Below are 24,528 nucleotides of genomic sequence, written 5' to 3' on the forward strand. Positions count from 1 at the left end.
TAATTTGCTGAAAAATAATATAAATAAAGGCTCTGAGATTAAACTGTAAATTTTTATTGAACAAAAGCTATTACGTGGTAAATTTCTGTCATCAAAAAACGATAGGAATACACCCATGCCTAAGGCAAGTGAAGTTAAAAAAGGCGCCGCTATCGAGCATAACGGCCGTGTTTTAGTAGTTAAAGATATTCAACGTTCTGTACCACAAGGTCGTGCTGGTGGCAGTTTATACCGCATGCGTTTATACGATGTGGTAACAGGCGGTAAAGTTGATGAAACATTTAAAGACAGCGATATGTTAAAGCTTGCTGATCTCATTCGTCGCGAAGCAATGTTCTCTTACATTGATGGTGAAGAGTATGTTTTCATGGATAATGAAGACTACACGCCATATAACCTTAATAAAGAAGCGATCAGCGAAGAGATTTTATTCGTTAATGAAGAAACTCAAGGCCTTCACGTGATTGTGATTGATGGCTCACCAGTTGGCTTAGATTTACCATCAAGTGTTGAGCTTGTTGTTGAAGAAACAGACCCTTCAATCAAAGGCGCTTCAGCAAGTGCACGTTCAAAGCCAGCACGTTTAACAACGGGTTTAACGATTCAAGTTCCTGAGCATATTTCAACAGGTGACCGTATTCGTATCAACACCGTTGAACAAAAATTTATGGGACGCGCAGAAAAATAACTCTGTGGTCCATTAGAGAACCGGTTTTTTGCCGGTTTTTTGCTTTATTAGTAACTCGCTCATTACAAAATTCATTGAAAAAGGAACGAAAAACGCGCATTATTATCGGCTTACGAAAACAATAATAATTATCAGTAGTAGATTAATGTTGAACCACGGATTGGAAAACAGAGAATACATCAAACTCCCTGAAGGCGTTGATATCGCCATTACTCCCGCTGGCGTTGTTGCCAGAAGCTATGCCTACATTATCGATTTTATTATCCGTAGTTTGGTTCTACTTGCTGTTGGTACTGTATTGGCCTTCTTTGGTGATGCAGGGCAGGGGCTTATCTTAATTGCTTACTTTTTAATTTCATGGGGCTATAACATCCTGTTTGAAATGGAAAGTGGCCAAACGCCGGGTAAAAAACGCCTTAAAATCCGTGTTGTGCAAGACAATGGCTTACCAGCGAGCTTTTCGCAAATTGTAGTGCGTAACTTACTACGTCCAGCCGATATGCTACCTATAGGCTATTTCTTAGGCCTTGTGGTTATGTTGTTTAACAACCGTTTTAAACGCATTGGTGATTGGGCTGCAGGCACTATGGTCATTTATGATGATGAGTTAGCAACGCGACCTGAATTATCACAAGGAGAAGTGCATATTCCTACCATTAGCTTAACCACCGAAGAGCAATTAGCGGTGCTTGCTTTTGCAGAGCGTCATGATGAACTATCTGATGCAAGGCGCCGTGAGTTGGCAGCTATTTTAGCTACTCCTTTTTCTGCCGCAGAGCATGAGATTGAGGCGCAGCTTGTTAGTTACGCACGCCACTTTGCAGGTCAAGTTCAACACGATAACGATTACCCGCATCAGGAGGGTAAGCAATGAAGCAAACTCAATTTGTAAAATCAAATAGTGTCAGTTGGGATGAGTTTGAAGCGCTTTGCGAGCAAAATAGTGCAAAGTCTTTACCTGTTAATTTCCCTAACTTGTATCGCAAAGTCTGTAATGATTTAGCCATTGCGCAAAGTCGTCAATACAGCCCAGTGTTGATTGAGCAAATAAACAGGCTGGTGCAATTAGGACAAAAGCGCCTTTATTTATCTCGAAGCAATCAATTTTCTGAAATATGGCATGTGGCCCGCACGGCATTTCCACGTGCACTGTATGAAAATCGTTTAATGCTTGGCATTAACTTATTGGCATTTTGGGGATTGGCCTTAGTTGCTTTTATTTGGGTGACAATTGACCCTGATGCCGCTTATACATTTTTAGGGCAAGGGACAGTGCTTAATATCGAACAAATGTATAACCCTAGTGGTAGCGTTCAATCGGCTGAGCGTGGCGCATCACAAGATCTAATGATGTTCGGGGTCTATATCTACAATAACATTGGCATTGCATTTCAGATGTTTGCAGGTGGCGTACTGTTCTGCGTTGGCGCAGCTTTTTTCCTGTTGTTCAATAGTTTTTATTTTGGTGCCGTTGCAGCTCACATTGTCAATGTTGGGTTTGAAGGGCCGTTTTTTTCATTTGTAATAACCCATGGCTCATTTGAGTTAACCGCTATCATCATTGCCTCAGCGGCCGGGTGTCAAATAGGTTACGGCTTGTTAAATCCTGGGCAGTATACTCGCGCATATGCGATGAAACAGGCTGCACAAAAAGCACTTCCACTGATTGTTGGCGCATTTTTAATGTTAGTCATCGCCGCTTTTATCGAAGCATTTTGGTCACCCCGTGATATTGCTAACGAAATTAAATATTTAGTTGGCAGCGGTTGTTGGGCTTATGTCATTTTTCGCTTGTACAGGGGAATGCGCTATGGAGCTTAATCGTCTTAGCTTCAATCCTCGCAAGCGCAGTGCTTACGAAACCTTTGATTTAACAGTGTTGCTAGTTAAGCAGCATGCTGTCGCATTGGTCTCTTTGTATTTGATGATGGCCGTGCCCGTATTTTTAATTGTTGGTTTTCTAGTAAACTGGGGCATAGGCGGCTTTGTTGTTTGGTGGCTTAAACCTGTATTTGAGCGACCATTACTTGATTACATGTCAAAAGCGGTTTTCAATCAGCCAGCCAGCATAATGAGTAGCTTAAAGTTACTCAAGCAGTTAAAAATGACTGATATGCTTGCGCATTTAACCGTTTTTAGGCTCAGCCCTAATAGAGCATTTTTAGCCCCCGTAGAGCAACTTGAACGACTATCAGGTGAACGCAAAACCAAACGTAAGCAGGTGTTGTTTGCTTCAACTAAGCCTAAGCAGACATTGTGGATGCTGTTTTGTGTACATTTTGAGTTTATCTTATTGATGGGAATATCTGCACTGACAATTGCACTTGTGCCCCATTCATTCTCTGCACAAGAAGCCATGTACCAAATTTTTGAAGCGCCAATCTGGGTTGAGATAGCGTTTAACTTTATTTATATCTTCAGTATTTCATTAGTGGCGCCGCTTTTTGTTACTGGCGGTTTCCTTGCATATTTACACCGCCGAGTTGAACTAGAGGGCTGGGATATCGAGCTGGCATTTAAAAATATTCGCACCCGTCTTGCAGGCGTAGTCAGTGCTGTAGCACTTCTTCTGCTGACAACATTTACGCTGCAACCATCAACAAGCTATGCAGAGCAAATCGATAAGCAAGCGGTAAAAGAGCAAGTTACTGCTCTTTATAATGAGCCTAATGTCATCGAAACTGAGACTACGTGGGTGCCAAATATCGAAGCAAAAGCGAGTTCATCAGATAGTGACTGGTCTTGGCTTATCGATGTATTTACTGCCATTGGTGAAGTGTTTGGCGTGTTAGTTTGGGTATTGGTCGGCTTATTAGTTATTTGGCTAGTGTATTACCTGATGCAAAAACGTGGCTTTTTTGCCAACTTAAGCTTGCCTGAGCGCAGTAAAGTGAATGAACAGCCAGTGATCCCAACCTTATTTGCAGAAATTAAAAGTAAGGATTTACCTACTGATTTAATTGCTGCTGCAAAGCAGTGTTTTGAGCAAGGGCAGCACCGCTTGGCGCTGGCGTATTTGCTTCATCATGCGCTGAGTTGGGCGCAGCAACGACATGAAGTGCGCTTACACCGCTCGATGACTGAGCGCGAATGTAAACGTGCAATTGATGCTAGGGTGCCAAATCAAGGGCAAGCAATTTTTGCTCGCTTATTTTCTGCGTGGGTCACGGTCGCTTGGGGCCATAAAACCCCTGATATCGACTTTATCGAGCTGATTGAGCAAATTACAGCTATGACAGCAGAGACTAAGGAGCAAGCCCATGAAGCTTAAGGTTGTGCTTATTGCGGCGCTCGTATTGTTTAGCTTATTTGTTATTGCGGGTATTGCCTCTTTAGATTGGCAGAAAAAAGAAATAGAGATTGGCTTTCATAGTGATGTCGCAAAAGATAACTTTACGATGGCTCAACGGCTACTTAAAGCCAATGGTATCGATTGGAATAAAAACAAGCGCTTGGCAGAGCAAGCACAAAGTGATGAGTTAAACATAGACCCGCAAAGTATCTTAATTTTGGATGAGGCAGTGCTTGCTGATTCTTACCTGTTAGATGTACAGCTGGCTGATTGGGTCGCTGAAGGCGGACGCTTGATTTATGTATTAAACAGGCAACGTGATGAGCTGGCAATTGATAGCACCGTATTTTTTAGTCAGCTTGGTATTAATGTAGAAAGCCAAGAAGATGTCTTTGAATATGATTTTGCAATGCTCAAAGAGGGGCATAAAAATAGTACGCTCTCAATTGATGAAAACACTCAGCTTGACCTTGAGCTAAGCCGTGCCTTTTTTATTGAAAACTGCCCCGGTGTGAATACCAATAATGATAACGGCGACACCTTGATGTGTGACTTTGCGTTTGGTCAAGGTCGGGTCATTGTGATGCCATCGCTGTTACCTTTTACTAATTACCGACTTCGCCACCTTGATCATGGCAGCTTATTACTTTGGTTAAGTAAAGGGGCTAAAAAAGTAACCTATGTCCCTTACCTGACTTACCCAAATTGGTTTGCCAAATTATGGCACTGGAGCTGGCAATGTGTGGTGACGTTGCTGTTATTAATTGTGCTTGCAGTATGGCACATCAGTAGTCGCATCGGCCGCTCTTATGCTCCTGACTTCGATGTAAAAACCAGCTTTAATCAGCATATTCGAGCAGTAGCAAACTTTTATTCTGAGCATGGTCACGAAGCCGTGTTATTTACTGCTCTAGAAAAAGATTTTTACGCCAAAGTTGAGTCGCGAGTACCTAATTTTAAAATGCTCAGTGCTGAAAAACAGGCGCAGATCATCGCTAATTTAACTCATTTTGAAAAACAACAGGTGGCAGAGTTGCTTGCGAGCAAGTTGCCTGAGTCAAAAGAACAACGAACAGAATATATAAAACGATTTAAACAATTAAGGAATGCCTTATGAGCACGGAATTAGACACTAATCGCATGAGCTTAGTTGAGGCAGCTGATGCAGTAAAACAAGTAAAGCATAACATTTCGCGTGTGTTAGTCGGTCAAGATGCCATTGTTGAAGATGTGCTTACGGTACTCTTTGCGGGTGGTCATGTGTTACTTGAAGGGGTTCCAGGGCTTGGCAAAACGCTACTGGTTAGAGCATTAGCAAAAAGCTTAAATGTAGATTTTTCGCGAGTGCAGTTTACACCGGATTTGATGCCTTCAGATGTTGTTGGTCATAGTTTGTATGATATGAAATCAGGTGAATTTAATATCAAAAAAGGCCCAGCATTTACTAATATTTTACTGGCTGATGAAATCAACCGTGCACCCGCAAAAACGCAATCAGCCCTTCTTGAGGTGATGCAAGAGCAACAAATCACCATTGATGGGGAGTCATTATCTATTGATTCACCGTTTATGGTATTAGCGACTCAAAACCCATTAGATCAAGAGGGGACGTATCCACTGCCAGAGGCTGAATTAGACCGCTTTATGATGAAAGTTGAGCTTGGTTTTCCTTCTCATGAATCGGAAGTTGAGCTTTTAAAACTGAATACACAAATTGTGTCTAATGAAACCAAAGTAGAGCAGCTGCCAGCAGTATTAGATGCTAAGCGTATTGCGGAAATTAAACAGCTTTGTGCAGATATCTTAGTCGACGAACAAATACTTAATTATGCCGTTGATATCGTGCGTAGTTCACGAACTTGGCAGGGCGTGTTGCACGGTGCAGGGTTACGTGCCTCAATTAATATTATTAAAGCCGCAAAAGTAATGGCATTAATGAATGGTCGTGACTTTGTAACCCCAGATGACGTGAAGTCAGTGTCAGTGAATATTTTAAGGCACCGATTAATTTTATCGGCTGATCTGGAGCTGGAAGGAGTGTCATTTGATGAAGTGATCAATGCCATTTTAGCCAGTGTTGAAGCGCCGCGCTCATGAATCGCATCAAGCATAGACCTGCAAAACGCTTAGTACAATTAACAGCTTTGTTGCTGTTATTGTTGTTTGTCTGTGCCATTGCATCGGTTGACAGCTTAGTGTTAACGGCCTTGCTCCTAGTGCCTTTATTGGTCGCATTTTTCGATTATATGGCGGCAAAGTCAGAGCCTTTACTTGAAGTAAGCGCACAAACGAACCTCAACATGGCTTTGTATCGACGCCAACCCTTGCAGATAGTGATTAAAAACAAAGCGAAGCATGCGACCATGCTAGATGTCAGTGTTCATTTGAGCAATGCAATTGAGCTGCAAAAGCCACAGCAAAAGGTGTTTATTGATGCAATGCAACAAGCAAAGCAGAGCTTTACATTACGCGCTCACAAGCGAGGCGATGCGCAGATCAGTGCCATTGAACTTAGAGTTGGGTCGCCATTTGGCCTTTGGCAAACAAACTGGCTAGCTGCGCAAGCGATTCAACTAAAAGTGTATCCCGATTTTAGCCGTGTGACTTCAAAGCAGCATTTAAATGGCGTAGTGAATAAGCCTATTTCAGGGTTAAAACTCACTAAAAAGCGCGGTGATGGTATTGAGTTTCAGCAGTTACGCGAATACCGCCAAGGTGATAGTGTTAGACAAATAGACTGGCAGGCGACTAGTAAGCGTCGAAAACTCATTTCTCGAGAGTATCAAGAAGAGCAAAACCAACATGTTATAGTGATGCTAGATGCCTCTAAAAAAATGGCCATCGAAGCCAATGAAGGTAGCCACTTTGATCATGCTTTAAATGCATTGTTACTGCTGTCGCATACAGTTTTAAAGCAAGGTGACTGGTTTAGCATGCAAAGCTTTAACCAAAGCCTGCGCTGGTTACCCGATGTTAAAGGCGCACAGAATGTATCACGGGTAATGAATCACTTTTATGATCTATACCCAGATAAGAGCAGCAGTGACTATTTAGTGGCTGTGAACCAATTAATCGCCAAGCGCAGTAAGCGCTCTTTAGTGTTATTAGTTACCACCCTTGATGAGCAAAGCATTGATGAGTTAATGCCTGCAATTAAGCTATTACAAAAACACCACTTAGTGGCACTTATTAATATTAATAACCGTGCTGTAAATGAGGTGCTCGATGAGCCTATTGAAAAGTACGAAGATGCAACCAGTTACTGTGCAGCATTAGCTCTACTAAATTCACATAAAGCCAATATGGCGAAGCTGAAAAAACAAGGTGTAATAGCCATAGATTGTAACCCTGAACAGCTGCTACCGCATGTGCTTAACACCTATTTAAATGTGAAGCACTCCGGGGCATTGTAAAACCCTAATAGCAACTGGCAATAAAAAAGGCATTGAATTCAATGCCTTTTTTATTAAATAACGAAACGATTATTTTTGATTATCAATAGCTTCGTTAATTTTGTATTGGAAATAAATAACGTTAAAGAAAAACGTTAAAATACCACCTAAATGAACTGGTTCATTGCTACCTTCATTAATTAACTCTTTAATCGATGTACGAAGAGAGAAAATTAATACAATGGCAACAACAAACGAAATCAGTGATACAATACCACCAATTTCAGGTGAAACTCCTGCAAAAGACAACACAATATTCACAATGTACAAAGCAACATAGCCATAAACTAAGCCTTGGCTTATCTGGTTTTCTGCTAATGCATTGGCTTTATTAGTTCGGCTCACTAACCAATAAACACTATAGATACCAAATGTGAAAAGACATAAAAAGAACACGCCCCAAGCAGAGAAGCGGTCAAAGTTTAAAATAGGTTTATTACCACCGTTGTTTTGCTGAGTAAGCTCAGCTTCTGGTGCTTCATAGATGTTAGCTGATTCTTCAGACATAACGATTCCTCATAATTATTTTTTATATTCCTTTGTGCTGATAGCACGCATCGATAATAACAGTGAGGTTGCTTTTTGTACATCATTTCAACAGCCTAGAAAGTAAAGCTTTGTAACATAAAGGCCAGTATAAATAAGCCTTATAGAGGTTATAGCATGAGTGAAGTTTTAAAGCTTGCGGAAATTATGTACACTGCCGCTGATTTTTATGAGGTGCTGTGTGTTATTTATCTTTTTGAGTTGTGTATTTATTTTGGTGATGTATTTAGAGTCTCTGTCTAAAGGAATGCCGGTAAAGCGCTGGATGCTGTTAGGCGGTGTGCTTGGGCCTGTTGCTTGGTGTTTATTTAACATGCACTACCGCCGCGCATTTGTGCGTCACGTTGGCCATCAATCGTGTGGCTGGCGACCTTAAGCTTTTGCTGTTTTTAGTAGGCTAGGCGCAGATTTATCGAGTTGCTGTTGTAAGAAGGCGGTAAATTCTGGCTGTGATAGTGGCTTTGAGTAATAGTAACCTTGTACCGTCTGACATTTTAACTGCTCTAACATCATGACTTGTTCGGCTTGTTCAACGCCTTCTGCAACCACATGTAAATCAAGGTTATGAGCAATGGTTACAATCGAGTCGACCATATTCCGGCCACGTTCTGTTTGCATGTCGTCAATAAAGGCTTTATCAACTTTCAAAGTATTAAGCGGGAACTGTTTTAGATAAGCTAACGATGAGTAGCCTGTACCAAAGTCATCCATTGCAAGGTGAATACCTCGGGCACTGAGTGAGCGCATGACAGAAATAGCTTCGTTTGGGTCGTCCATAACCGTACCTTCGGTGATCTCAAGTTCAAGGAAGTAAGAGGGCAGTTCATTCTTTTGCAAAATCACATCAATACGGGTGGTTAAATCGGGCAAGCTGAACTGTTTAGCGGATAAGTTCACTGCAACACGACCGTTGAATAACCCTTGGTCAATCCACGCCTTTACATCGCGGCATGCTTTGTTTAAAACAACTTCACCAATTTCGATAATTTGCCCAGTTTCTTCAGCAATAGGAATAAACACACCTGGACTAATTACACCTTTTTTCGGGGTAATGAAGCGTACCAAGGCTTCCATACCATCTAGTTTACCTGTACGAATATTCATTTTTGGCTGGTAGTACACTTCAAAGTGGTCTTCTTTTAGACCGTAACGCATTAAATTTTCGATTTGTAAGCGTTTAACCGCTTCACGGTTCATTGTGTCGTTGAAAAACAGATAGCTATTACCTTTTTTCTTAGCGTGATACATGGCTGTATCCGCATTTTTAAGTAATAACTCGGGGGTATTACCATCTTCAGGAAACAGCACAATACCGACACTTGAGGTGATCACCAGTTCATGGCCTGCCATATTAAAAGGTGTAGCAATTGCGGCTAAAAAGAGTTTAGCCATGCGAGTGATAGTATGAATATCGTTGGTGCCCGACATTACGAGCGCAAACTCATCCCCGCCAAGACGATAAAACACATCTTTTTCGCGGGTTAACTTATTCAAGCGCATCGCAAGCTTAGACAATAAGCTATCACCAAGTTGGTGACCCAGAGAGTCGTTAATCTTCTTAAAGTTATCTAGGTCAAACACTAACAAAGCGTGATGATTATCTTGCTTAGCGAGCTTTTTCAGGTTGGTGAAAAACAAGTTTCGGTTAGGTAAGCCCGTTGTACGGTCACGGTTTGATAAGTTATGTAATTGTGACTCTGCTTTTTTACGCTCAGTTTCATCTGAAAAAACAACGACGTAGTTACATATTTGGTTGTGCTCATTTTTGATTTCATCAATTGAAATTTCAATTGGTAACAGCTGTCTTTTCGCATTGCGAAGTTTTACCTCTTGCTGCCAGTGTTCTGTCGCTTTTACAGTGGCTTTAATTTCATCTACATAGCTTTGGTCATAGCCATTTAAGGTAAAATCTTTCTTTAAGTATTGCTCTCGTGTACCACCAAATAGTGTTAAAAAACTTGGGTTTAAGTCAACCAATTTGAAGTTTTTATCGTAAATAGCGATGGCGTCAGTTAGCGATTCAACGCATTTAGCGAATAGGTTTAAACGTGCTTCTGTTGATTTCAGCTGAGAAATATCTCTTACAGTGCCAGTCATACGCAAAGGGTTGAGGTTTGCGTCTTTTTCGATGATCTTGCCGCGATCTAGTACCCAGTGCCAACGACCAAAGCTGTCTTTAATGCGGTAACTCGCTTCAAAAAAAGCGGTATGCTCGGCGAAGTGTTTTTTAAGGGCTGTTTCGACGTGTTGTAAGTCGTGTGGGTGAATTAATTCGCGATTAGGGGGAAAGCCGCTGCTACTATTTGTATCTGAAGTGTATTTATCATTAATTCGTAGCACCTCGCCGGTTTTAATATTCCAGTCCCAGAGGGTGTCACCACTACCTTCTACGGTACTTTTTAAACGATGTTCTGAGATACGAAGTTGCTGTCGAGAGCGTTTTAGTTTAAAAATTATGAATAATAAGTATGGCAATAACAGCATCATGATAGCACTTGGAATAAGCAACAATGTGCTCTGTTCAAGCTCTATGGGGCTGGCGGATGCAGAAAAAACCCCAGCCATACTTATTGTTAAAAAAGCAGAAATCATTTTTATTATTTTTGTCATTAATGCATTACTTTAATTCGCAACAATTAATCTAATCTAAGCTCGCGTTCGAGTCAAAGAGAATGCGAAGAAAGGGTTGTTTTTGGCTGTTTTTTGGCCTTTGGCTCACTTAAAAGTTCTATTCTTGGCCTGTTTTCACTAAAGGTTTCGGTAATATACTGCTGCATTTGATCAAGGCTTAACTTATCAAGTGCCTCTAAAAGCTGCCGTTGCATATTAAATTCAGTATCGCGATTACCGATTGCCAACCATAAACGTTGCGAGCGTAAGCGTAAATTTTTATCTTTTTCAGCAATATGTGTGACAAGACCCGCTTTGGTATCTAACCATTGCTGCTCAGAAATGCTGTTTACTTGTGATACATAATTATTAATAAATTGCTGGTGACGCTGAAGTATCTCATCAGCACTGTGCTTAGGTGACTGCACATAAAATGCGATACCCGCCCGGGTATTAAACGGAGCATAGCCTGCACCAACTAAATAGCCGAGTTGTTGCTTTGTTCTTAGCTCATTAAAGTAATCTTGATTTATTAAATGGTTAAGTACCATCATTTGCACTTTTTCGCTGGTGTCATCCGTTTGTGCTTGATAGTACAGTACCATTGCATGATCGCTGCAATTTAACATGAAGCGCTGTTGACCTACTTCGGTTATATCGTTTAGTGGTCGCGTTAAATCAATAATTGTGGTGCTGCCAGCTAAGTGCTCCGTCACTTGTTTTTGGAACTTAAGCGCATCAGAGCGTTGCCAGTTACCATGTAAAAAAGACTCAACGTGCAAGGCTTTAAAAAACTCATTTCTAAAGCAATTAAACTGATGGAAACTCGTATCCTTTAAAGCCTGCGCTAAGGCATTCGGCTCTGGGTTCCATGGCATAATTTGCGCACCCAAAATACTAAATAGCTCGCTAACAGGTTTGTTTTGATTGCTGTTTCGCCAATGTCTAACGAGCTGCTTTTTGTACTCAGCAAAGCGTTTTGCGCAGATTTCAACATTAAAGAGTGCTTCAAGTAACTCATTAACTAGCTCCAACTGACTCGATGAAAGACCGGCAGTGTGTAGAGTTAACCCGCCTTGGTGAGAGGTTAAGTGATAACTAAGGCCAGCAAGCTCAGCCGGATAAAACTGCTCAGCTACACTGTCCATAAACAAGTCTGCAAATAAGCGGGTAAGGGCCATGTGCTTAACATCTTTAATCGCAAAGGTTGAGTCCATCGCTAAGTAAAAATGCCCTTTTGCCACTCTGAAAGTCGCATCTTGTTTAAACCAAAAATCAAAGCCCTCTCTTTTGACTAAAAGCTCTGGTGATTTAGTTGGCTTTTCTAAAGGCAATAACTCAACCTCTTTGGTGAGGTATGGGTTAGCACTTGGTAAGCACATCTGTGGTAATGGCGTGTTTATTTCGCTTAGCGCTTCTAACCAACTTGTTGAAATGTCCTCTACTTTATAAGGGGTGTTGTACCAAGCTGTAGTGTGCTCAGGCTCAACACCTGGATGAATGAGTACCAAGCGCATGTTATCAGGTGTTAGCCATTGCATGGCAATTTCATGAGCGCAGCGGTTAAAGCCTTCCATTAAATAATCGCCTTGCACATAATTGGCTTCATCGTAATGCTGCATATTAATGCTTAAGTTACTCACCCAATCAATTAAACGTGCTTTTTCTTGGTTATCAAAGGCAATTTGCAAGAGGTTCTTTTTGTCTTGATAAAGACGCGGCAATTTATCGCAGTTTTGGTTAATTAAGCAGATATACTCAAACACCATTTCGACGATATCTTCATAGTATTCAATACCTTCATCAGTCAACGCCATACTGATATTAAAATCTTTGAAGTTACTGCCATTAATGCCACCACCTGCTGAGAGGGCATTGATCCAGCCTTGCTCTTTTAGAATAGAGTACAGCGATCCTTTGCCTTCGTAGCCAAGTAAGTGAGCGATAAAACTAACGGTTTTGTGACGATAAAAGTCATCTATATTTGGCATCGCAAAGCTAATAATGAGCTTTTGCATATGTTTATGTGGCTCAATGTGTAACACCTTACCTAAGTCTTGTTTACGGTAAAGTGGCTGCTCTATAATCTCTTTACTTTTTGGCTGACCTTTTATTGCGCTAAATAACTGTTTTACCCAGGTGGTCATGGTCGCAATATCTTCATTGCTGCAGACCACCAGTGTCATCCACTGAGCCTGATAATGACTATCGAAGAAAGCACGTAGCTCATCACTGATGCAGCCCTCACGATCCGCGAGGGTTTGCTGGTTACCAACCGAAAACTTTGCAAAAGGGTGTGCTGGGTTCACCGTTTCTTTGTGAGCCTGATAAATTCGTCGGCCATCATCTTTTATTTTTAGTTTGAATTCTGCGTCTATAGCATTGCGTTCTTTTGTTGTCTCTTTAGGATTTAGTAGTGGTGCGATAAAAAAACGACTGAACTGTGCTAGTGCTTCAGCAAACTGCTGGCTGTTTATATCAAAGAAGTAGCAAGTGTGCTCAGTGCCAGTCCAGGCGTTGGTGTTGCCACCAGATTGTGATACAAAATTAGAAAAATCGCCCGATTCTGGGTACAAATCAGTGCCTAAAAAAAGCATGTGCTCTAAAAAGTGCGCAAGGCCTTGTCTGTCAAGAGGATCGTCGAAATGGCCTGCGTTAATCGCCATAGAAGCCGCTGATTTTGTTGACTCTAAGTCTTGCACTAAAAGTACTTTTAGACCATTGTCCAGTGTTAGGGGTTGATATGTTCTGTTATCATTGCGGCTGATATTCAAAAGATGCTCCTGAAAGAGTGCGTTAATGTCCTAACAACAGATGATATTTTCAGGAAAGCTAAAAAAGACAGAGCTACGAAAATCTACCTGAATATCATAAGCGGATGTTTAATGTATCTAGTGATGATATTCTAATATAGCGAACAATCAAGCAAACTGGCTACTGTTTTATATTCTTTAATCGGTTGATTTTTTATGAAAACAATCTTAATCATGCGCCATGGCGAAGCTACGCCAATGCAAGCAGATGATGCAGCAAGACAACTGACCGAGACCGGTCACCAAGAAGCTAGTCGAATGGGGCAATGGTTAGCAACACATCATACACCGGATGCTCTGTTGGTAAGTCCTTACATTCGTGCTCAACAAACAGCTGCCGATGCTACGCAACATATTTCGTTACAATTTAATGAAACCTGTAACGACATTACCCCTGATGGTGTGCCGCAAGTTGCCGCTGATTACCTCGAAACCTTGATTGCTATGCATCCAGACTGCAATACCTGGTTGGTCGTTGCTCATATGCCTATTGTTAGCTATTTAGTTGATCAGTTAAGTCCAGGTCATATGCCTATTTTCAATACCGGGGCGATTGCTGTTATCGAATATGATGAACACAAACAGCGCAGTCACTACCTTAGTATTCACTCGCCAAATAACGTCGAAATCTAATAGTGGATTTGCTAAATTAGCGCCACTGTTAATTTTTTAAGTTCTTACTATGACAATCGAACGTTTACAAACCGGTGCCCGAATGAGCCGCATCGTTAAGCATAACGGCACAGTTTACTTATGCGGCCAAGTTTGTGCCGATGCCGAAAAAGATATCACCGAACAAACTCAAACCATGCTGGATAAGGTCGAAGCGCTACTTATTGAAGCAGGTAGTAGCAAAGAGCACATGCTAAACGCCACAATCTACTTGAAAAGCATGGAATACTTTGCACAGATGAATGCAGTTTGGGATGCTTGGGTACCACAGGGTCATGCGCCTGCTCGCGCTTGTGTTGAGGCAAAAATGGCGCGTGACGCACTACTTGTAGAGATTTCTGTCGTTGCAGCAGTTAAGTAACGAGCAGCGTATCGCGCAGCTGATTGCTCGCTTTAATGAGCAATCAGGCCGCGCAGTGACTGAACTACCAAGTTGGCATTTTTGTGACAATGAGCAAGATGCTAATGACTGCGCATTACTGGTTTTAAATGGCGTAAAACAAGCCACAACTCCTTCACTTTATTGGTTTAAAGCCAATAATGAAACCCTTCCTGAAGTTGGTGGTTTAGCTATTTTTACCAATTGGCAGGGACAGCCCCTCGGCATTATTGAAACCGTCTCAGTTACCATCACCGCATTTAATCAAATAAGCGCCGATTACGCCGCATTAGAAGGCGAGGGCGACAAAAGCCTTGAGTACTGGCAGCAGGTACATTGGGATTATTACCAGCGAGAGCTCGCGGGCACAAAGTATCAATGTCACCCAGAAATGCCGTTGGTGTGTGAGCAGTTTAAGTTAGTTTTCAAGGAGTCAGAATGAGCACGAATCCTGTGGTTCTTATTACCGGAGGCGGCCGCGGTATAGGCGCAGCGACAGCAAAGCTATTTGCTAAACATGGCTACGATGTGTGTATTAACTATAAGTCAGATCACGCAAGTGCAGCGCAGGTCGCTGATGAGATAAAAGCGCTTGGCGTGAATGCCTATTTGTTGCAAGCCGATATCGCCGATGAGCAACAAGTTCTCGCCATGTTTGCCAAATTAGATGCTCAGGTTTCGCGGTTAGATGTATTGGTTAATAACGCAGCGATGATGATGCCGCAAATGCCGTTATTAGAGATGGATGCTAAGCGAATCAACGCTATTTTAAGTTGTAATGTTACAGGCGCCTTTCTGTGCGCGCGCGAAGCAATAAAGCGTATGGACAAAGGCAGTATTGTGAATGTTTCATCGGGTGCTTCACGCACAGGTTCACCAAATGAATATTTAGATTATGCCGCATCAAAAGGAGCGCTTGATACCTTCACGATAGGCCTTGCTAAAGAAGTAGCGAGTAAAGGTATTCGGGTTAATGGGGTAAGGCCAGGCCTTATTTATACCGATATGCACCGCGATGGCGGTGAAGCAAACCGAGTTGATAGGTTAAAATCTAAGTTGCCGCTAGGGCGTGGTGGTGAAGCAGAAGAGGTCGCCTCAGCGATTTACTTTTTGGCAAGTGAGCAAGCCTCATTCACAACAGGCAGTTTTATCGATGTATCGGGTGGGCTTTAAGTTAAAAAGCTTTACGCACACGATTGCGGCCTTGCTGCTTTGCTTCATACAACGCTCTATCAGCATCAGCTACAATGCTCTCAAGTTTTTCAGCTCTTTGTGCTTGAGTAACTCCGAAACTTGCCGTCACCTTTAATGATTGACTATTTACGGTAAATAAATTTAACTCAATGTCTTTTCTAATTTTTTCAGCTAACTGGCTCGCAACCGATAGACTTGTGTTAGGCATAAAAATAATAAATTCTTCACCTCCCCAACGGCTAGCAACATCTTGCTCTCCTAAATTGCTTCTGAGTATTTTTGCTACCTCTTTAATAACCTTATCTCCGGTATTATGGCCATACAGATCATTAATGTTCTTAAAATGATCAATATCAACCATGATTAAAGCGAGGCTATTCTCTTTTTCGGTATGTTCTTCAAACCAGTGGTTTATTTTGTCTCTATTCGCTAGTTTTGTGAGTGGATCTATGTTTATTCTTGCCTCAATACTTTTACGTTGATAAGCAAATGCAGCATAAATAAACAATAATAAGAAAAACAAAATTGCAGCCAATTGAGCGCTGTGACTGAAAAATGCATAGTTAATTTCTGCTTGCCTTTTAGCCATAGGCGATATTAAAAAAACTCGCCAATCTAGCTGGGGCAAGTTGAATTGCGTAACAACATGATCATCCTGTTCTATTTGGATAATGATACTGCTCAAATTCTCCATGTTGGCCAGCTCTTGTGCCGCATTTTTGAACCAACTAAGTTCATTTAAGTTAACAATATCAGTAAACTGTGCTTGAAAGTCTCGATGAGAAGAAAGCACCACCTCGTCAACGTTATTGACAAAAAGTAAGTCGTAGCCATGTGTAGCTTTATATTGTTGAAAAGCTTCCCAAAATGACTGAAGACTTTTACCTACACCTATAAAGCCTAAAAAGTCGCCTTGCTCAGAATAAACTTTGATATCTACGTATAAATGTACGTTCTCGCGGTTTCCTAAGATAGCAACGGTATCGCCTTGCATTGCTTTTACTTTTGGATACCACTCGATATTCTCTTTTTGTAAATCAATCGTTGTGCCATCAGAATTAAATTGCATTTGCTGTTGCTCACTTGCTACAAAAACGAGCATATTTAAATTTTCCTGAAGCTGTTCTAAGTGGTTTAGAATGGCGGCTTGGTCTAGTTCACTATCAGTAAGTAAGTTACTTAAGCTTCCTGTGCTCGCTAAGGCTTGAGCAGTATGAACAGGCTTGTAGAGTTCTTCGACAACCAATGAAAAAACAGGGGCAATAGACTGTTGTTGTAAGCGACTTTGTTCAGCCACTATATTACTTATAGTGAGATAAGATGCGTAACCTATGACGAAAATGATGCAAATTAAAATGCTATATAAGTTTCGTTGATGCCGTAAAATCGTTTTCACTGAAAGCCTTTCTAAAGTGGTGCTTATAAATTTGTGATTAGTTAAAAGACGATGTTGTGCAATTATAAGTCAAGTTCATTATAGCGAATATATTAAATACTGCTTTTTCAATATTTTTAGTAATGACTTCTAGCTAGAGTAACACGTTTAACCAAGCACTAAAGCTCACTACACTCAATACTGTTGAAAGCACGACGCTACTTGCCAGTGTCGCTTGGTGTTGCTTAATTTGATTGGCGATTAGATAAGCGTTGACCCCTAAAGGAGAGGCGCTTAAAAGTACTAACACGTTCAGTAATGATTGCTCTAGGTTGAATACGCTGCCTGCAAAAAAGTAGACCCCGCACGGTAACACTAAAAGCTTGATGATGGTTGCAATGAGTGATGCTTGTAAGTTGTCGGCCACTTTATAAAATGCAAGGTTTGCCCCTAATACAAATAACGCACAGGCAATGGCAGGTTTCGCAAGTAGACTCAGGCCATTTGCAAAATCATCAAAAAGTGTAAAGCCAAGTAGGTTAACAGCCAAGCCGCTACTGATGCTTAACACGACTGGATTGAGCAGCATGTTTTTAGCAAATGCTCGCCAAGAGAATGTTTGCTTCGATTTAGCGCTGAGCAAAAAGGTGAGGGTAAACAAAAGTGCGCTATGAAAAGTGATGATCATAAATACAATACCGACCATCTGTTGCCCAAGTGCTGCAATAATAATAGGCAAACCTACCAGTACCGTATTTGAGTAACTACTGCCAAGGGCAAATACAGCATGACGTGACGGCGCAGATTGCTTGCTAATGAGGTAGCGGTCAATCACATAGCCGAGGGCGTAAATGGCCAATACCGGGATGTAAAAACTCAAAAAGCCTGCAATAGATACACTATTTTGTAAATCGGCTTGGGCCATATTTAAAAATAGAAAAGCAGGCACGCTAATGTAAAAAGTAAACTTACTTAACCCTGCAATATGCTCTTTCGATAAAAACGTGCTTCGCGAGCTGATGTAACCACTTAACACGATAAAAATCAGTGGAAAGATAATCGAAAAAATATGCACTTTAGGCCTTATGACAAGAAGACGTTAGCGTCTGAACTCATCACTTTGTGGAAGATTAATTAAAATAAGTACAGCACCTTTACCACCAAATTCAAGAGGCGCTTGGTGCATAGCAATCACATCAGGGTGTTGAACTAAATATTGCGGTACCTTGTGTTTAAGTATGCGCTCACCAATGCCATGCACAACACAAGCGCAATAGTAATGCTGTTTTTTACACTCATGAATTAAACCCGCCAACTCATCTTTGGCTAATTCTTTATTTAAGCCATGTAAATCAAGGGTTAACTCAGGTGGGTAATCTCCACGGCGAAGTTGCTTTGCTAAAAAGCTATCGTGACCTGGTTTGACATAACTTACGGTGCCATGAGTGTCGATGTCTGGTACATATTCATCAGAAAAGAAAAATTCTGCCTGATGTTGCTTTTTTTGCTGGGAAAATTGCTTCGCTTGTGACACTTTAGGCTTATTGGTGAATCGAATAGTGTCTTGTTTAAATGCTTTGGCACCACTGATACTCTGACGAAATAAGTCAATATCGTCAGTGCTAATGTGGTTGTTGGCGTGGGGATCTTTTTTCATGGCGGCAGTCTAAACAAAAAAACGCTAAAAATCGAGTAAAAACCAACTGAAAAGACGGTACAATACGCGTCAGAACAGACTTTGAAAGTTAAGGAACATACATGAACCATTTCCAGATAGAAGACGCAATTTTAGACGAGGCAATTGCAGAACTTTCAACGTTGCATGATTGGTTACGTTGGACAACCAGTCAATTTGCCAGCAGTGGTATTTTCTTTGGGCACGGCACAGATAATGCGTGGGATGAAGCAGTTAGCTTACTATTACCAGCACTAAGCTTGCCAATCGATGCGCCAAAAGAGCTTATGCATGCGCGTTTAACCAGCACCGAGAAAAACCGCTTAGCTGAACTAATTGCAGAGCGTATTAATGATTGTACGCCAGTACCGTACCTGACCAACACCGCGTGGTTTGCAGGTATGCCGTTTTATGTTGATGAGCGCGTGTTAATTCCACGCTCGCCATTTGCTGAGCTAATTAACAATCGCTTTGCACCTTGGTTAGAAGAGCCAAGCTCAGTAACGCGCATTCTTGATTTATGCACCGGCTCTGCATGTATTGCTATTGCACTTGCGCAAGCATTTGAAGATGCACAGGTTGATGCGGTTGATATTTCATATGAAGCGCTCGAAGTTGCTGATATTAATATTAGCGATTACATGCTAAATGACCGTGTACTGCCAATTCAGTCAGACGTGTTTAGTGGTGTTCCGGGTCAAAAATATGACCTGATCGTAGCTAATCCACCGTATGTTGATGCTGAAGATATGGCTGATTTACCTCGTGAATTCCATCACGAGCCAGAGCTTGGTTTAGCATCAGGGCATGATGGTCTTGATGTTACTCGCACCATCCTAGCTGAAGCCGCTGAGCATCTAACTGATAACGGTTTGTTATTTGTCGAAGTTGGTAACTCTATGGTACATATGGAAGAGCTGTACCCGGGCGCTCCGTTTGAGTGGGTTGAATTCGAACAAGGTGGACTTGGCGTGTTTGTGATCAGCAAACAACAGCTTGTTAACTATTTCGCAGATTAACAGCAGATTTTAAAAGCCGAGCCTGAGGGCTCGGTCTCAGTAGTCATTAGGAATGAGGAAAATTAATGGCAGGTAATAGCATCGGGCAACTATTTAAAGTGTCCACCTTTGGTGAGAGCCACGGCGTTGCATTAGGCGGCGTTGTTGATGGCACACCAGCAGGTCTTGAGATTAGCGAGGCCGATTTACAAATTGATTTAGACCGTCGCAAGCCGGGGCAAAGTCGATATACAACACAGCGCCGCGAAAGTGACGAAGTAAAAATTCTTTCAGGTGTGTTCGAAGGTAAAACCACTGGTACTAGCATTGGTTTACTGATTGAAAACACCGATCAACGTTCAAAAGATTACGGCAAAATTGCCGATGTATTTCGCCCAGGTCATGGTGATTATACCTATTGGCATAAGTACGGTATCCGTGATTACCGAGGTGGTGGTCGCTCTTCTGCCCGTGAAACGGCGATTCGTGTAGCGGCGGGTGCAATTGCAAAAAAATACCTAAAACAATTTCACGATATTGAAGTGCGTGCTTGTTTGAGCCAGCTTGGACCAATTAAAGCTGAAGATTACAACTGGGATGAAGTGGAAAACAATGCATTTTTCTTTCCTGATCCGAGTAAATTAGATGCGCTTGATGAATATATGCGCGACCTAAAAAAACAAGGTGATTCGGTAGGCGCTAAAGTTAAAGTGGTTGCTAAAAATGTGCCTGTTGGTCTTGGTGAGCCAGTATTTGATCGCCTTGATGCAGAGCTTGCACACTCATTAATGAGCATTAATGCGGTAAAAGGCGTTGAGATTGGTGATGGCTTTGATGTGGTTGAGCAAAAGGGCTCTGAACACCGTGATGAGTTAACTCCAGACGGGTTTACATCAAATCACGCGGGCGGTGTACTTGCAGGTATCTCGACAGGGCAAGATATCATTGCCTCAATCGCACTTAAGCCAACTTCAAGCATTACCATACCGGGTAACAGCATTAATACTAGCAACGAAGCGGTAGAGATGATCACCAAAGGACGTCATGATCCCTGTGTAGGCATTCGCGCTATTCCTATTGCTGAGGCGATGATGGCGATTACCTTAATGGATCACTTATTGCGCCAACGTGGTCAAAACCCACATGTAAGTCACGAACATGGACCAATCAAAGGTTCGATTGATTAACTTAGTTTGATTTAGCAAAGAACTATAAACTTAAAACGCGGCTTGATTTGCCGCGTTTTTGATTGCAGAAGGTCAATAAAGAAACTTAAATACGATCAATTGCCTGCTTTGCTACCATGTATAGCTTTTTGATCATTAAACCTAATACCCAACGAATAAATTGAGCGGTAAGCTCTTTGACTTCATACGATGCTTTACCAACAAACGCGAGCATATGGCCAATTAACCCTTTTAACTCTTCTGTAAGCTCGACAAATTTAACCACTGATTCATATAGGCAGCGGGCTAAAATATCATAAAAAGTTAACCCGACAGTTAAACCTGCCTGTGCAGAGATGAAGGCGTATTGTCCTGTTTTCTTTAAAAAAGTAATTAAGCCATTGGTAATTACTCGCTGCCAGTTAAGCGAGAATCTAACATTAAAGCGCTGTTCATACTTTAATACAGTATGGTTGTAGTGAAGGGGTTTAATTGAGCTTTCCATGCTGGCGTAGTCTTGATAGGCGGCAACAGTATTAGCGTAACCAGGAGTATCACCTTCCATAGAATGAGCTGCAATATTAAAAAAAGCCCCCTCATTCATTGCCGTTTGATATTCGCTAGATGTATGGCTAAAAGGCCAAGCAGGCACGCATGGGACGGGGTCTGCGCCATGTGTAACGCGATACTGGCCAATATTATGCGCGGCAGAATGTACGGAGTGGTTCAATACAACCCGCGGCGCACCAAAGGTATATAAATTTACAGGAATGCCTTTTTCACTTGCCCAAATTGCCGTGAGTTGTGCGATTGCACCACCAAGGCTATGCCCAACAAGGTGCAAGCACTTAGGTTTATGACTTTTTACATAAGCCTCAAACATGGGCTTCATACTGGTAAATGCTTTTTCGAAACCAGAGTGTACCTCTAAGTTTTTAGGTCCATGGGTAATGGCTACATTTAAATTGGTTAGCCAATCAGAACAGGAGGTAAAAACAGTTCCGCGGATACCTATAATATGATGGCCTTTAAATTGGGGGGATGCACCTTCTGCTGTTAAGGCAAACCCAGTACTGCGATTTAGAAGTTGGTTAATTAAGCCACCACTGACGCCTTTGATTTGATTGCTGGTGATTTTGAAACTGCTGTCAAAGTTTTGCCCGAACTCTTCTTTAAAAGATGTAGATTTTCTAATATCGTATACTCTACTAGCTATTAAAGCAGCTATATTAGGTGGTAGAACTGTTTTGACTTTTTCCATGTCAATCTTCCTTATATTTCAGTTAAATCTGTTAGGTCATAATTATTTATTCGGTATTGTTTACCATTCTTTAAAAGCTTATAGGGTAGAAAATCTTCTTCCCATCTACAGATGCTTTGAGCTACGAAGTTACGGTGCTTATTTTTTTGATTTTTGAACTCAAATACAACATGAGGAGCGGTCATCTGGCAGTTCAAGAATGACAGCTTCTTGCTGTACTCTGGAATTTCATCAATCCCAGACTGAGTTGCAACCCATAAAGGAGTTAGCTCATTATCTCTTTCAATAAAAATTTCTTGAGAAACACGATGCTCAGCAATCAATTTATTAGGTATTGAAGATAAAATTGTTTTCTTAGGAAAGTGAAAGCACCCGTTTTCATCGGTTATTGCAGTGTCGCGATGAACTTTTTCATCTATGTAGATTAATGAGCGAATTATCTCTAAGTTAGCAACAGGTTGACCATTTTCAGTCACAATACCATTGACTTCTGGGCTTAAAAATACTTCTTTTTTCTTTCTGAACCAGCTAAACATATCGTCTCCTTGACCTATAGCTGTGGAAATAATTACACACGTAGAGAGAGCTAGAATAATGTGGGTAATTTTGTTTGTAATTGATTTTTTCATAAGCAATCCGTGCGTATTTAGGGAACACTAATAGATTGAAAAACAGATGTAAAGTTGATTGTTTCTTTTTTATGCCTGTTAGAATTTTAATAAGGGGAGTAGGCTGTGTTTGCTATCAGTCCCACAATCTGTTTTAACTGCTCATGACTGAGAGGGTTGTGGGCATGATTACCGTATAGCAGGACGATATCAATGACAGGTAGTGTCGGTAGGGAGTTATCGCTCACCTCTTCCACACCCGATTGCATGCTTATTCGCGCCATACTGCTAATTGCCAGTCCCTGTTTAATCAAGCCATGTAACGCTCCCGCTGAGCCACAACAGGCAATAATATTAAAACGACGCTCAGTTTTTAATAGACCCTCAATACTGGCTTGGTGAAACTTACAGTCTCGTTGAAACAAGGCGATTGGAAGTGGGGTTGAATCGTTAATCTCAAAAGCAGGGCTTTTCACCCACACACCTTGGCTTGATTGCAATAAGTAGCCTTCTTCGCTGTCTGGCGAGCGAGTGGCAATCACCAAATCGAGCATACCTTGGTCTAGTTTGGCTCTAAGCTCAGTACTTGGGGCACAGCTTATTTGTAGATCCAGCGCATTAAACTGTTGGTGTAAAGCATCAACAAGCTCTGGTAGTAAAGAGTGGGCATAGTCGTCAGGACAACCAATGCGCACACGTAAATTGCCAGTGCCAGCTTTTAATTGCTTAAAGGCTTCATCATGAAGCGCTATCAATTGCTTTGCATAACTTGCTAGCTGGTGGCCTTGATGGGTTAGCACCAGTTGACGGCCTTGCTTTTCAAATAGCGGACTTGCGAGGTCTTGTTCCAGCTTTTTCATTTGCATACTTACTGCAGATTGGGTTCTGCAAATTTGTGCTGCAGCGCGGGTGAAACTGCCTGTATCAACAAAGGCGCAAAAAGTCCTAAGGGCATCAATATCCATAATGTATCAGCATTTCTTATAGTTAACATAAAAACAATTGGCGAGTAATTGCCCAATTGCTGTTTTATAGTGAGTCCAATCTAAACGTTAAAGGAAGTACAATGCAATTATTTATTGGCAATAAAAACTACTCAACTTGGTCATTACGAGCGTGGTATTTACTGAGTAAATTCAATATTTCTTTTACAGAACAACAATTAGTTCTAGATACGCCTGAGTTTTATGAAGCATTAAAAAGTAAGTTTCCCGTGCAAAAAGTGCCGGCCCTTATTGATGCTGAGTTAATCGTGTGGGATTCACTCGCTATTTGTGAATACATCAATGATGCTTATCTAAATGGTGCTGCTTGGCCTAGTGAAATAGCCCAAAGAGCAAAAGCACGCAGTTTAGCGGCTGAGATGCACTCTGGTTTTGCTGCACTTCGTAATGAAATGCCAATGAATATTCGCGCTAACAGGCATGTTGAATTATCAGAGCAAGCTAAAAAAGACATTGCGCGTATCGATGAGATATTTTCTGCTCAACAGCAAAGGTATCCTAATGCGTGGTTATTTGGCGAATTCTCTATTGTTGATGCAATGTTTGCACCTGTGGTACTGCGCTTTAAAACGTATCAGGTTACGCTTTCGCGTGCTGCACAAGCTTATTGTCAGCATGTATTTGCGTGTCCAGTCATGCAAACCTGGATTCGAGAAGCGTTAAAAGAAACCGATATAGTCAAGTCTGATGAGGCCGGCGAGAATGCTTGGTAAAAAAATAAAGAGTATTTTATTAATGCTTTGTAACTAATCCCTGCTTTTTAATGGCTAATTTGAGGTATTTTTATACAAAATG

24 protein-coding genes are annotated in these 24,528 nt (G+C 41.4%); 15 read left to right on the forward strand and 9 right to left on the reverse strand.

Annotated elements, in window-relative coordinates; all coding sequences use genetic code 11:
* Positions 1-115 precede the first annotated feature (115 nt).
* The 7 genes from yeiP (at position 116) to BIZ38_RS10125 (ending at position 7,393) form a co-directional block, all read left to right on the forward strand.
* Positions 116-688 carry an elongation factor P-like protein YeiP gene (gene yeiP / locus BIZ38_RS10095; RefSeq protein ID WP_054553213.1) on the forward strand — a complete coding sequence of 191 codons (573 nt, stop codon included), beginning with the start codon at positions 116-118 and terminating at the stop codon, positions 686-688.
* Positions 689-833: 145 nt separating this feature from the next.
* Positions 834-1,562 carry an RDD family protein gene (locus tag BIZ38_RS10100; RefSeq protein WP_187490204.1) on the forward strand — a complete coding sequence of 243 codons (729 nt, stop codon included), beginning with the start codon at positions 834-836 and terminating at the stop codon, positions 1,560-1,562.
* Positions 1,559-2,509, forward strand: coding sequence for a stage II sporulation protein M (locus tag BIZ38_RS10105; RefSeq protein WP_187490205.1), 951 nt, complete (start codon positions 1,559-1,561; stop codon positions 2,507-2,509). The genes BIZ38_RS10100 and BIZ38_RS10105 overlap by 4 nt, the downstream gene beginning before the upstream one ends.
* A complete protein-coding gene (locus tag BIZ38_RS10110; protein ID WP_166341648.1) occupies positions 2,499-3,959 on the forward strand; it encodes a hypothetical protein in 1,461 nt (486 codons plus the stop codon). Before BIZ38_RS10105 ends, BIZ38_RS10110 begins: the two co-directional genes overlap by 11 nt.
* Entirely contained in the window at positions 3,949-5,097 is a 1,149-nt protein-coding gene (locus tag BIZ38_RS10115) for a DUF4350 domain-containing protein (RefSeq protein WP_187490206.1), read from the forward strand. The genes BIZ38_RS10110 and BIZ38_RS10115 overlap by 11 nt, the downstream gene beginning before the upstream one ends.
* Positions 5,094-6,077 carry an AAA family ATPase gene (locus BIZ38_RS10120; RefSeq protein ID WP_054553208.1) on the forward strand — a complete coding sequence of 328 codons (984 nt, stop codon included), beginning with the start codon at positions 5,094-5,096 and terminating at the stop codon, positions 6,075-6,077. Before BIZ38_RS10115 ends, BIZ38_RS10120 begins: the two co-directional genes overlap by 4 nt.
* On the forward strand, positions 6,074-7,393 hold the full coding sequence (locus tag BIZ38_RS10125; RefSeq protein ID WP_187490207.1) for a DUF58 domain-containing protein: 1,320 nt from the start codon (positions 6,074-6,076) through the stop codon (positions 7,391-7,393). The genes BIZ38_RS10120 and BIZ38_RS10125 overlap by 4 nt, the downstream gene beginning before the upstream one ends.
* A gap of 69 nt (positions 7,394-7,462) precedes the next feature.
* Here the strand turns inward: BIZ38_RS10125 and BIZ38_RS10130 are convergent, their stop codons facing one another.
* Entirely contained in the window at positions 7,463-7,939 is a 477-nt protein-coding gene (locus BIZ38_RS10130; RefSeq protein WP_138599010.1) for a DUF4234 domain-containing protein, read from the reverse strand.
* A gap of 208 nt (positions 7,940-8,147) precedes the next feature.
* Here BIZ38_RS10130 and BIZ38_RS10135 point away from each other — a divergent pair, with 208 nt between their 5' ends.
* On the forward strand, positions 8,148-8,354 hold the full coding sequence (locus BIZ38_RS10135; protein WP_228482643.1) for a hypothetical protein: 207 nt from the start codon (positions 8,148-8,150) through the stop codon (positions 8,352-8,354).
* Here the strand turns inward: BIZ38_RS10135 and BIZ38_RS10140 are convergent.
* Both BIZ38_RS10140 and BIZ38_RS10145 read right to left on the reverse strand, forming a co-directional pair.
* Positions 8,351-10,465 carry an EAL domain-containing protein gene (locus BIZ38_RS10140; protein WP_410445947.1) on the reverse strand — a complete coding sequence of 705 codons (2,115 nt, stop codon included), beginning with the start codon at positions 10,463-10,465 and terminating at the stop codon, positions 8,351-8,353. The genes BIZ38_RS10135 and BIZ38_RS10140 overlap by 4 nt on opposite strands.
* 176 nt (positions 10,466-10,641) lie before the next feature.
* The gene (locus BIZ38_RS10145) at positions 10,642-13,362 is read right to left on the reverse strand and encodes an insulinase family protein (protein ID WP_187490208.1); all 2,721 of its coding nucleotides are present in this window, start codon (positions 13,360-13,362) and stop codon (positions 10,642-10,644) included.
* A 195-nt stretch (positions 13,363-13,557) separates the two neighbouring features.
* Here BIZ38_RS10145 and sixA point away from each other — a divergent pair, with 195 nt between their 5' ends.
* The 4 genes from sixA to BIZ38_RS10165 are packed head-to-tail and all read left to right on the forward strand — an operon-like array spanning position 13,558 to position 15,625.
* A complete protein-coding gene (sixA, locus tag BIZ38_RS10150; RefSeq protein WP_187490209.1) occupies positions 13,558-14,034 on the forward strand; it encodes a phosphohistidine phosphatase SixA in 477 nt (158 codons plus the stop codon).
* A 49-nt stretch (positions 14,035-14,083) separates the two neighbouring features.
* Positions 14,084-14,434: a RidA family protein gene (locus tag BIZ38_RS10155; RefSeq protein ID WP_187490210.1), complete on the forward strand. Its 351-nt coding sequence runs from the start codon at positions 14,084-14,086 to the stop codon at positions 14,432-14,434.
* Positions 14,418-14,894 (forward strand): ASCH domain-containing protein, encoded by a 477-nt coding sequence (locus BIZ38_RS10160; RefSeq protein WP_187490211.1) that lies wholly within the window; start codon positions 14,418-14,420, stop codon positions 14,892-14,894. Before BIZ38_RS10155 ends, BIZ38_RS10160 begins: the two co-directional genes overlap by 17 nt.
* Entirely contained in the window at positions 14,891-15,625 is a 735-nt protein-coding gene (locus tag BIZ38_RS10165) for an SDR family oxidoreductase (RefSeq protein WP_187490212.1), read from the forward strand. Before BIZ38_RS10160 ends, BIZ38_RS10165 begins: the two co-directional genes overlap by 4 nt.
* Before the next feature lies 1 nt (position 15,626).
* Here BIZ38_RS10165 and BIZ38_RS21950 read toward each other — a convergent pair whose 3' ends face one another.
* The 3 genes from BIZ38_RS21950 to smrB all read right to left on the reverse strand — a co-directional run bounded on the left by BIZ38_RS21950 (position 15,627) and on the right by smrB (position 18,678).
* Positions 15,627-16,943, reverse strand: a complete 1,317-nt coding sequence (locus BIZ38_RS21950; RefSeq protein ID WP_187490213.1) for a sensor domain-containing diguanylate cyclase — start codon at positions 16,941-16,943, stop codon at positions 15,627-15,629.
* Between the two features lie 232 nt (positions 16,944-17,175).
* On the reverse strand, positions 17,176-18,096 hold the full coding sequence (locus BIZ38_RS10175; RefSeq protein WP_187490214.1) for an AEC family transporter: 921 nt from the start codon (positions 18,094-18,096) through the stop codon (positions 17,176-17,178).
* 24 nt (positions 18,097-18,120) lie between these two features.
* On the reverse strand, positions 18,121-18,678 hold the full coding sequence (gene smrB, locus BIZ38_RS10180) for an endonuclease SmrB (protein WP_054553197.1): 558 nt from the start codon (positions 18,676-18,678) through the stop codon (positions 18,121-18,123).
* A 101-nt stretch (positions 18,679-18,779) separates the two neighbouring features.
* Here smrB and prmB point away from each other — a divergent pair, with 101 nt between their 5' ends.
* Together prmB and aroC are read left to right on the forward strand one after the other, a co-directional pair.
* The gene (gene prmB, locus BIZ38_RS10185) at positions 18,780-19,715 is read left to right on the forward strand and encodes a 50S ribosomal protein L3 N(5)-glutamine methyltransferase (protein ID WP_054553196.1); all 936 of its coding nucleotides are present in this window, start codon (positions 18,780-18,782) and stop codon (positions 19,713-19,715) included.
* A gap of 65 nt (positions 19,716-19,780) precedes the next feature.
* Positions 19,781-20,881 (forward strand): chorismate synthase, encoded by a 1,101-nt coding sequence (gene aroC / locus BIZ38_RS10190; protein WP_138619851.1) that lies wholly within the window; start codon positions 19,781-19,783, stop codon positions 20,879-20,881.
* A gap of 85 nt (positions 20,882-20,966) precedes the next feature.
* Here the strand turns inward: aroC and BIZ38_RS10195 are convergent, their stop codons facing one another.
* The 3 genes from BIZ38_RS10195 to BIZ38_RS10205 form a co-directional block, all read right to left on the reverse strand.
* A complete protein-coding gene (locus BIZ38_RS10195; RefSeq protein WP_138619852.1) occupies positions 20,967-22,121 on the reverse strand; it encodes a lipase family protein in 1,155 nt (384 codons plus the stop codon).
* Between the two features lie 11 nt (positions 22,122-22,132).
* Complete coding sequence (locus BIZ38_RS10200) at positions 22,133-22,750, reverse strand: DUF6795 domain-containing protein (protein WP_138619853.1); 618 nt, start codon at positions 22,748-22,750, stop codon at positions 22,133-22,135.
* 86 nt (positions 22,751-22,836) lie between these two features.
* Positions 22,837-23,694 (reverse strand): LysR family transcriptional regulator, encoded by an 858-nt coding sequence (locus tag BIZ38_RS10205; protein ID WP_187490215.1) that lies wholly within the window; start codon positions 23,692-23,694, stop codon positions 22,837-22,839.
* A 101-nt stretch (positions 23,695-23,795) separates the two neighbouring features.
* On the opposite strand from BIZ38_RS10205, the gene BIZ38_RS10210 reads away from it, so the two are divergent.
* Entirely contained in the window at positions 23,796-24,446 is a 651-nt protein-coding gene (locus BIZ38_RS10210; RefSeq protein WP_187490216.1) for a glutathione S-transferase family protein, read from the forward strand.
* Positions 24,447-24,528 lie beyond the last annotated feature (82 nt).

The organism is Pseudoalteromonas sp. BZK2 (genome assembly GCF_014349195.1).
Classification (GTDB): domain Bacteria; phylum Pseudomonadota; class Gammaproteobacteria; order Enterobacterales; family Alteromonadaceae; genus Pseudoalteromonas; species Pseudoalteromonas simplex.

Excerpts from the sequence above, each read along its gene's own strand:
- yeiP (WP_054553213.1), top strand. The coding sequence starts at position 116 with ATGCCTAAGGCAAGTGAAGTTAAAAAAGGCGCCGCTATCGAGCATAAC.
- BIZ38_RS10100 (WP_187490204.1), top strand. The coding sequence starts at position 834 with ATGTTGAACCACGGATTGGAAAACAGAGAATACATCAAACTCCCTGAA.
- BIZ38_RS10105 (WP_187490205.1), top strand. The coding sequence starts at position 1,559 with ATGAAGCAAACTCAATTTGTAAAATCAAATAGTGTCAGTTGGGATGAG.
- BIZ38_RS10110 (WP_166341648.1), top strand. The coding sequence starts at position 2,499 with ATGGAGCTTAATCGTCTTAGCTTCAATCCTCGCAAGCGCAGTGCTTAC.
- BIZ38_RS10115 (WP_187490206.1), top strand. The coding sequence starts at position 3,949 with ATGAAGCTTAAGGTTGTGCTTATTGCGGCGCTCGTATTGTTTAGCTTA.
- BIZ38_RS10120 (WP_054553208.1), top strand. The coding sequence starts at position 5,094 with ATGAGCACGGAATTAGACACTAATCGCATGAGCTTAGTTGAGGCAGCT.
- BIZ38_RS10125 (WP_187490207.1), top strand. The coding sequence starts at position 6,074 with ATGAATCGCATCAAGCATAGACCTGCAAAACGCTTAGTACAATTAACA.
- BIZ38_RS10130 (WP_138599010.1), bottom strand. The coding sequence starts at position 7,939 with ATGTCTGAAGAATCAGCTAACATCTATGAAGCACCAGAAGCTGAGCTT.
- BIZ38_RS10135 (WP_228482643.1), top strand. The coding sequence starts at position 8,148 with ATGAGGTGCTGTGTGTTATTTATCTTTTTGAGTTGTGTATTTATTTTG.
- BIZ38_RS10140 (WP_410445947.1), bottom strand. The coding sequence starts at position 10,465 with ATGATGCTGTTATTGCCATACTTATTATTCATAATTTTTAAACTAAAA.
- sixA (WP_187490209.1), top strand. The coding sequence starts at position 13,558 with ATGAAAACAATCTTAATCATGCGCCATGGCGAAGCTACGCCAATGCAA.
- BIZ38_RS10155 (WP_187490210.1), top strand. The coding sequence starts at position 14,084 with ATGACAATCGAACGTTTACAAACCGGTGCCCGAATGAGCCGCATCGTT.
- BIZ38_RS10165 (WP_187490212.1), top strand. The coding sequence starts at position 14,891 with ATGAGCACGAATCCTGTGGTTCTTATTACCGGAGGCGGCCGCGGTATA.
- smrB (WP_054553197.1), bottom strand. The coding sequence starts at position 18,678 with ATGAAAAAAGATCCCCACGCCAACAACCACATTAGCACTGACGATATT.
- prmB (WP_054553196.1), top strand. The coding sequence starts at position 18,780 with ATGAACCATTTCCAGATAGAAGACGCAATTTTAGACGAGGCAATTGCA.
- aroC (WP_138619851.1), top strand. The coding sequence starts at position 19,781 with ATGGCAGGTAATAGCATCGGGCAACTATTTAAAGTGTCCACCTTTGGT.
- BIZ38_RS10195 (WP_138619852.1), bottom strand. The coding sequence starts at position 22,121 with ATGGAAAAAGTCAAAACAGTTCTACCACCTAATATAGCTGCTTTAATA.
- BIZ38_RS10200 (WP_138619853.1), bottom strand. The coding sequence starts at position 22,750 with ATGAAAAAATCAATTACAAACAAAATTACCCACATTATTCTAGCTCTC.
- BIZ38_RS10205 (WP_187490215.1), bottom strand. The coding sequence starts at position 23,694 with ATGGATATTGATGCCCTTAGGACTTTTTGCGCCTTTGTTGATACAGGC.
- BIZ38_RS10210 (WP_187490216.1), top strand. The coding sequence starts at position 23,796 with ATGCAATTATTTATTGGCAATAAAAACTACTCAACTTGGTCATTACGA.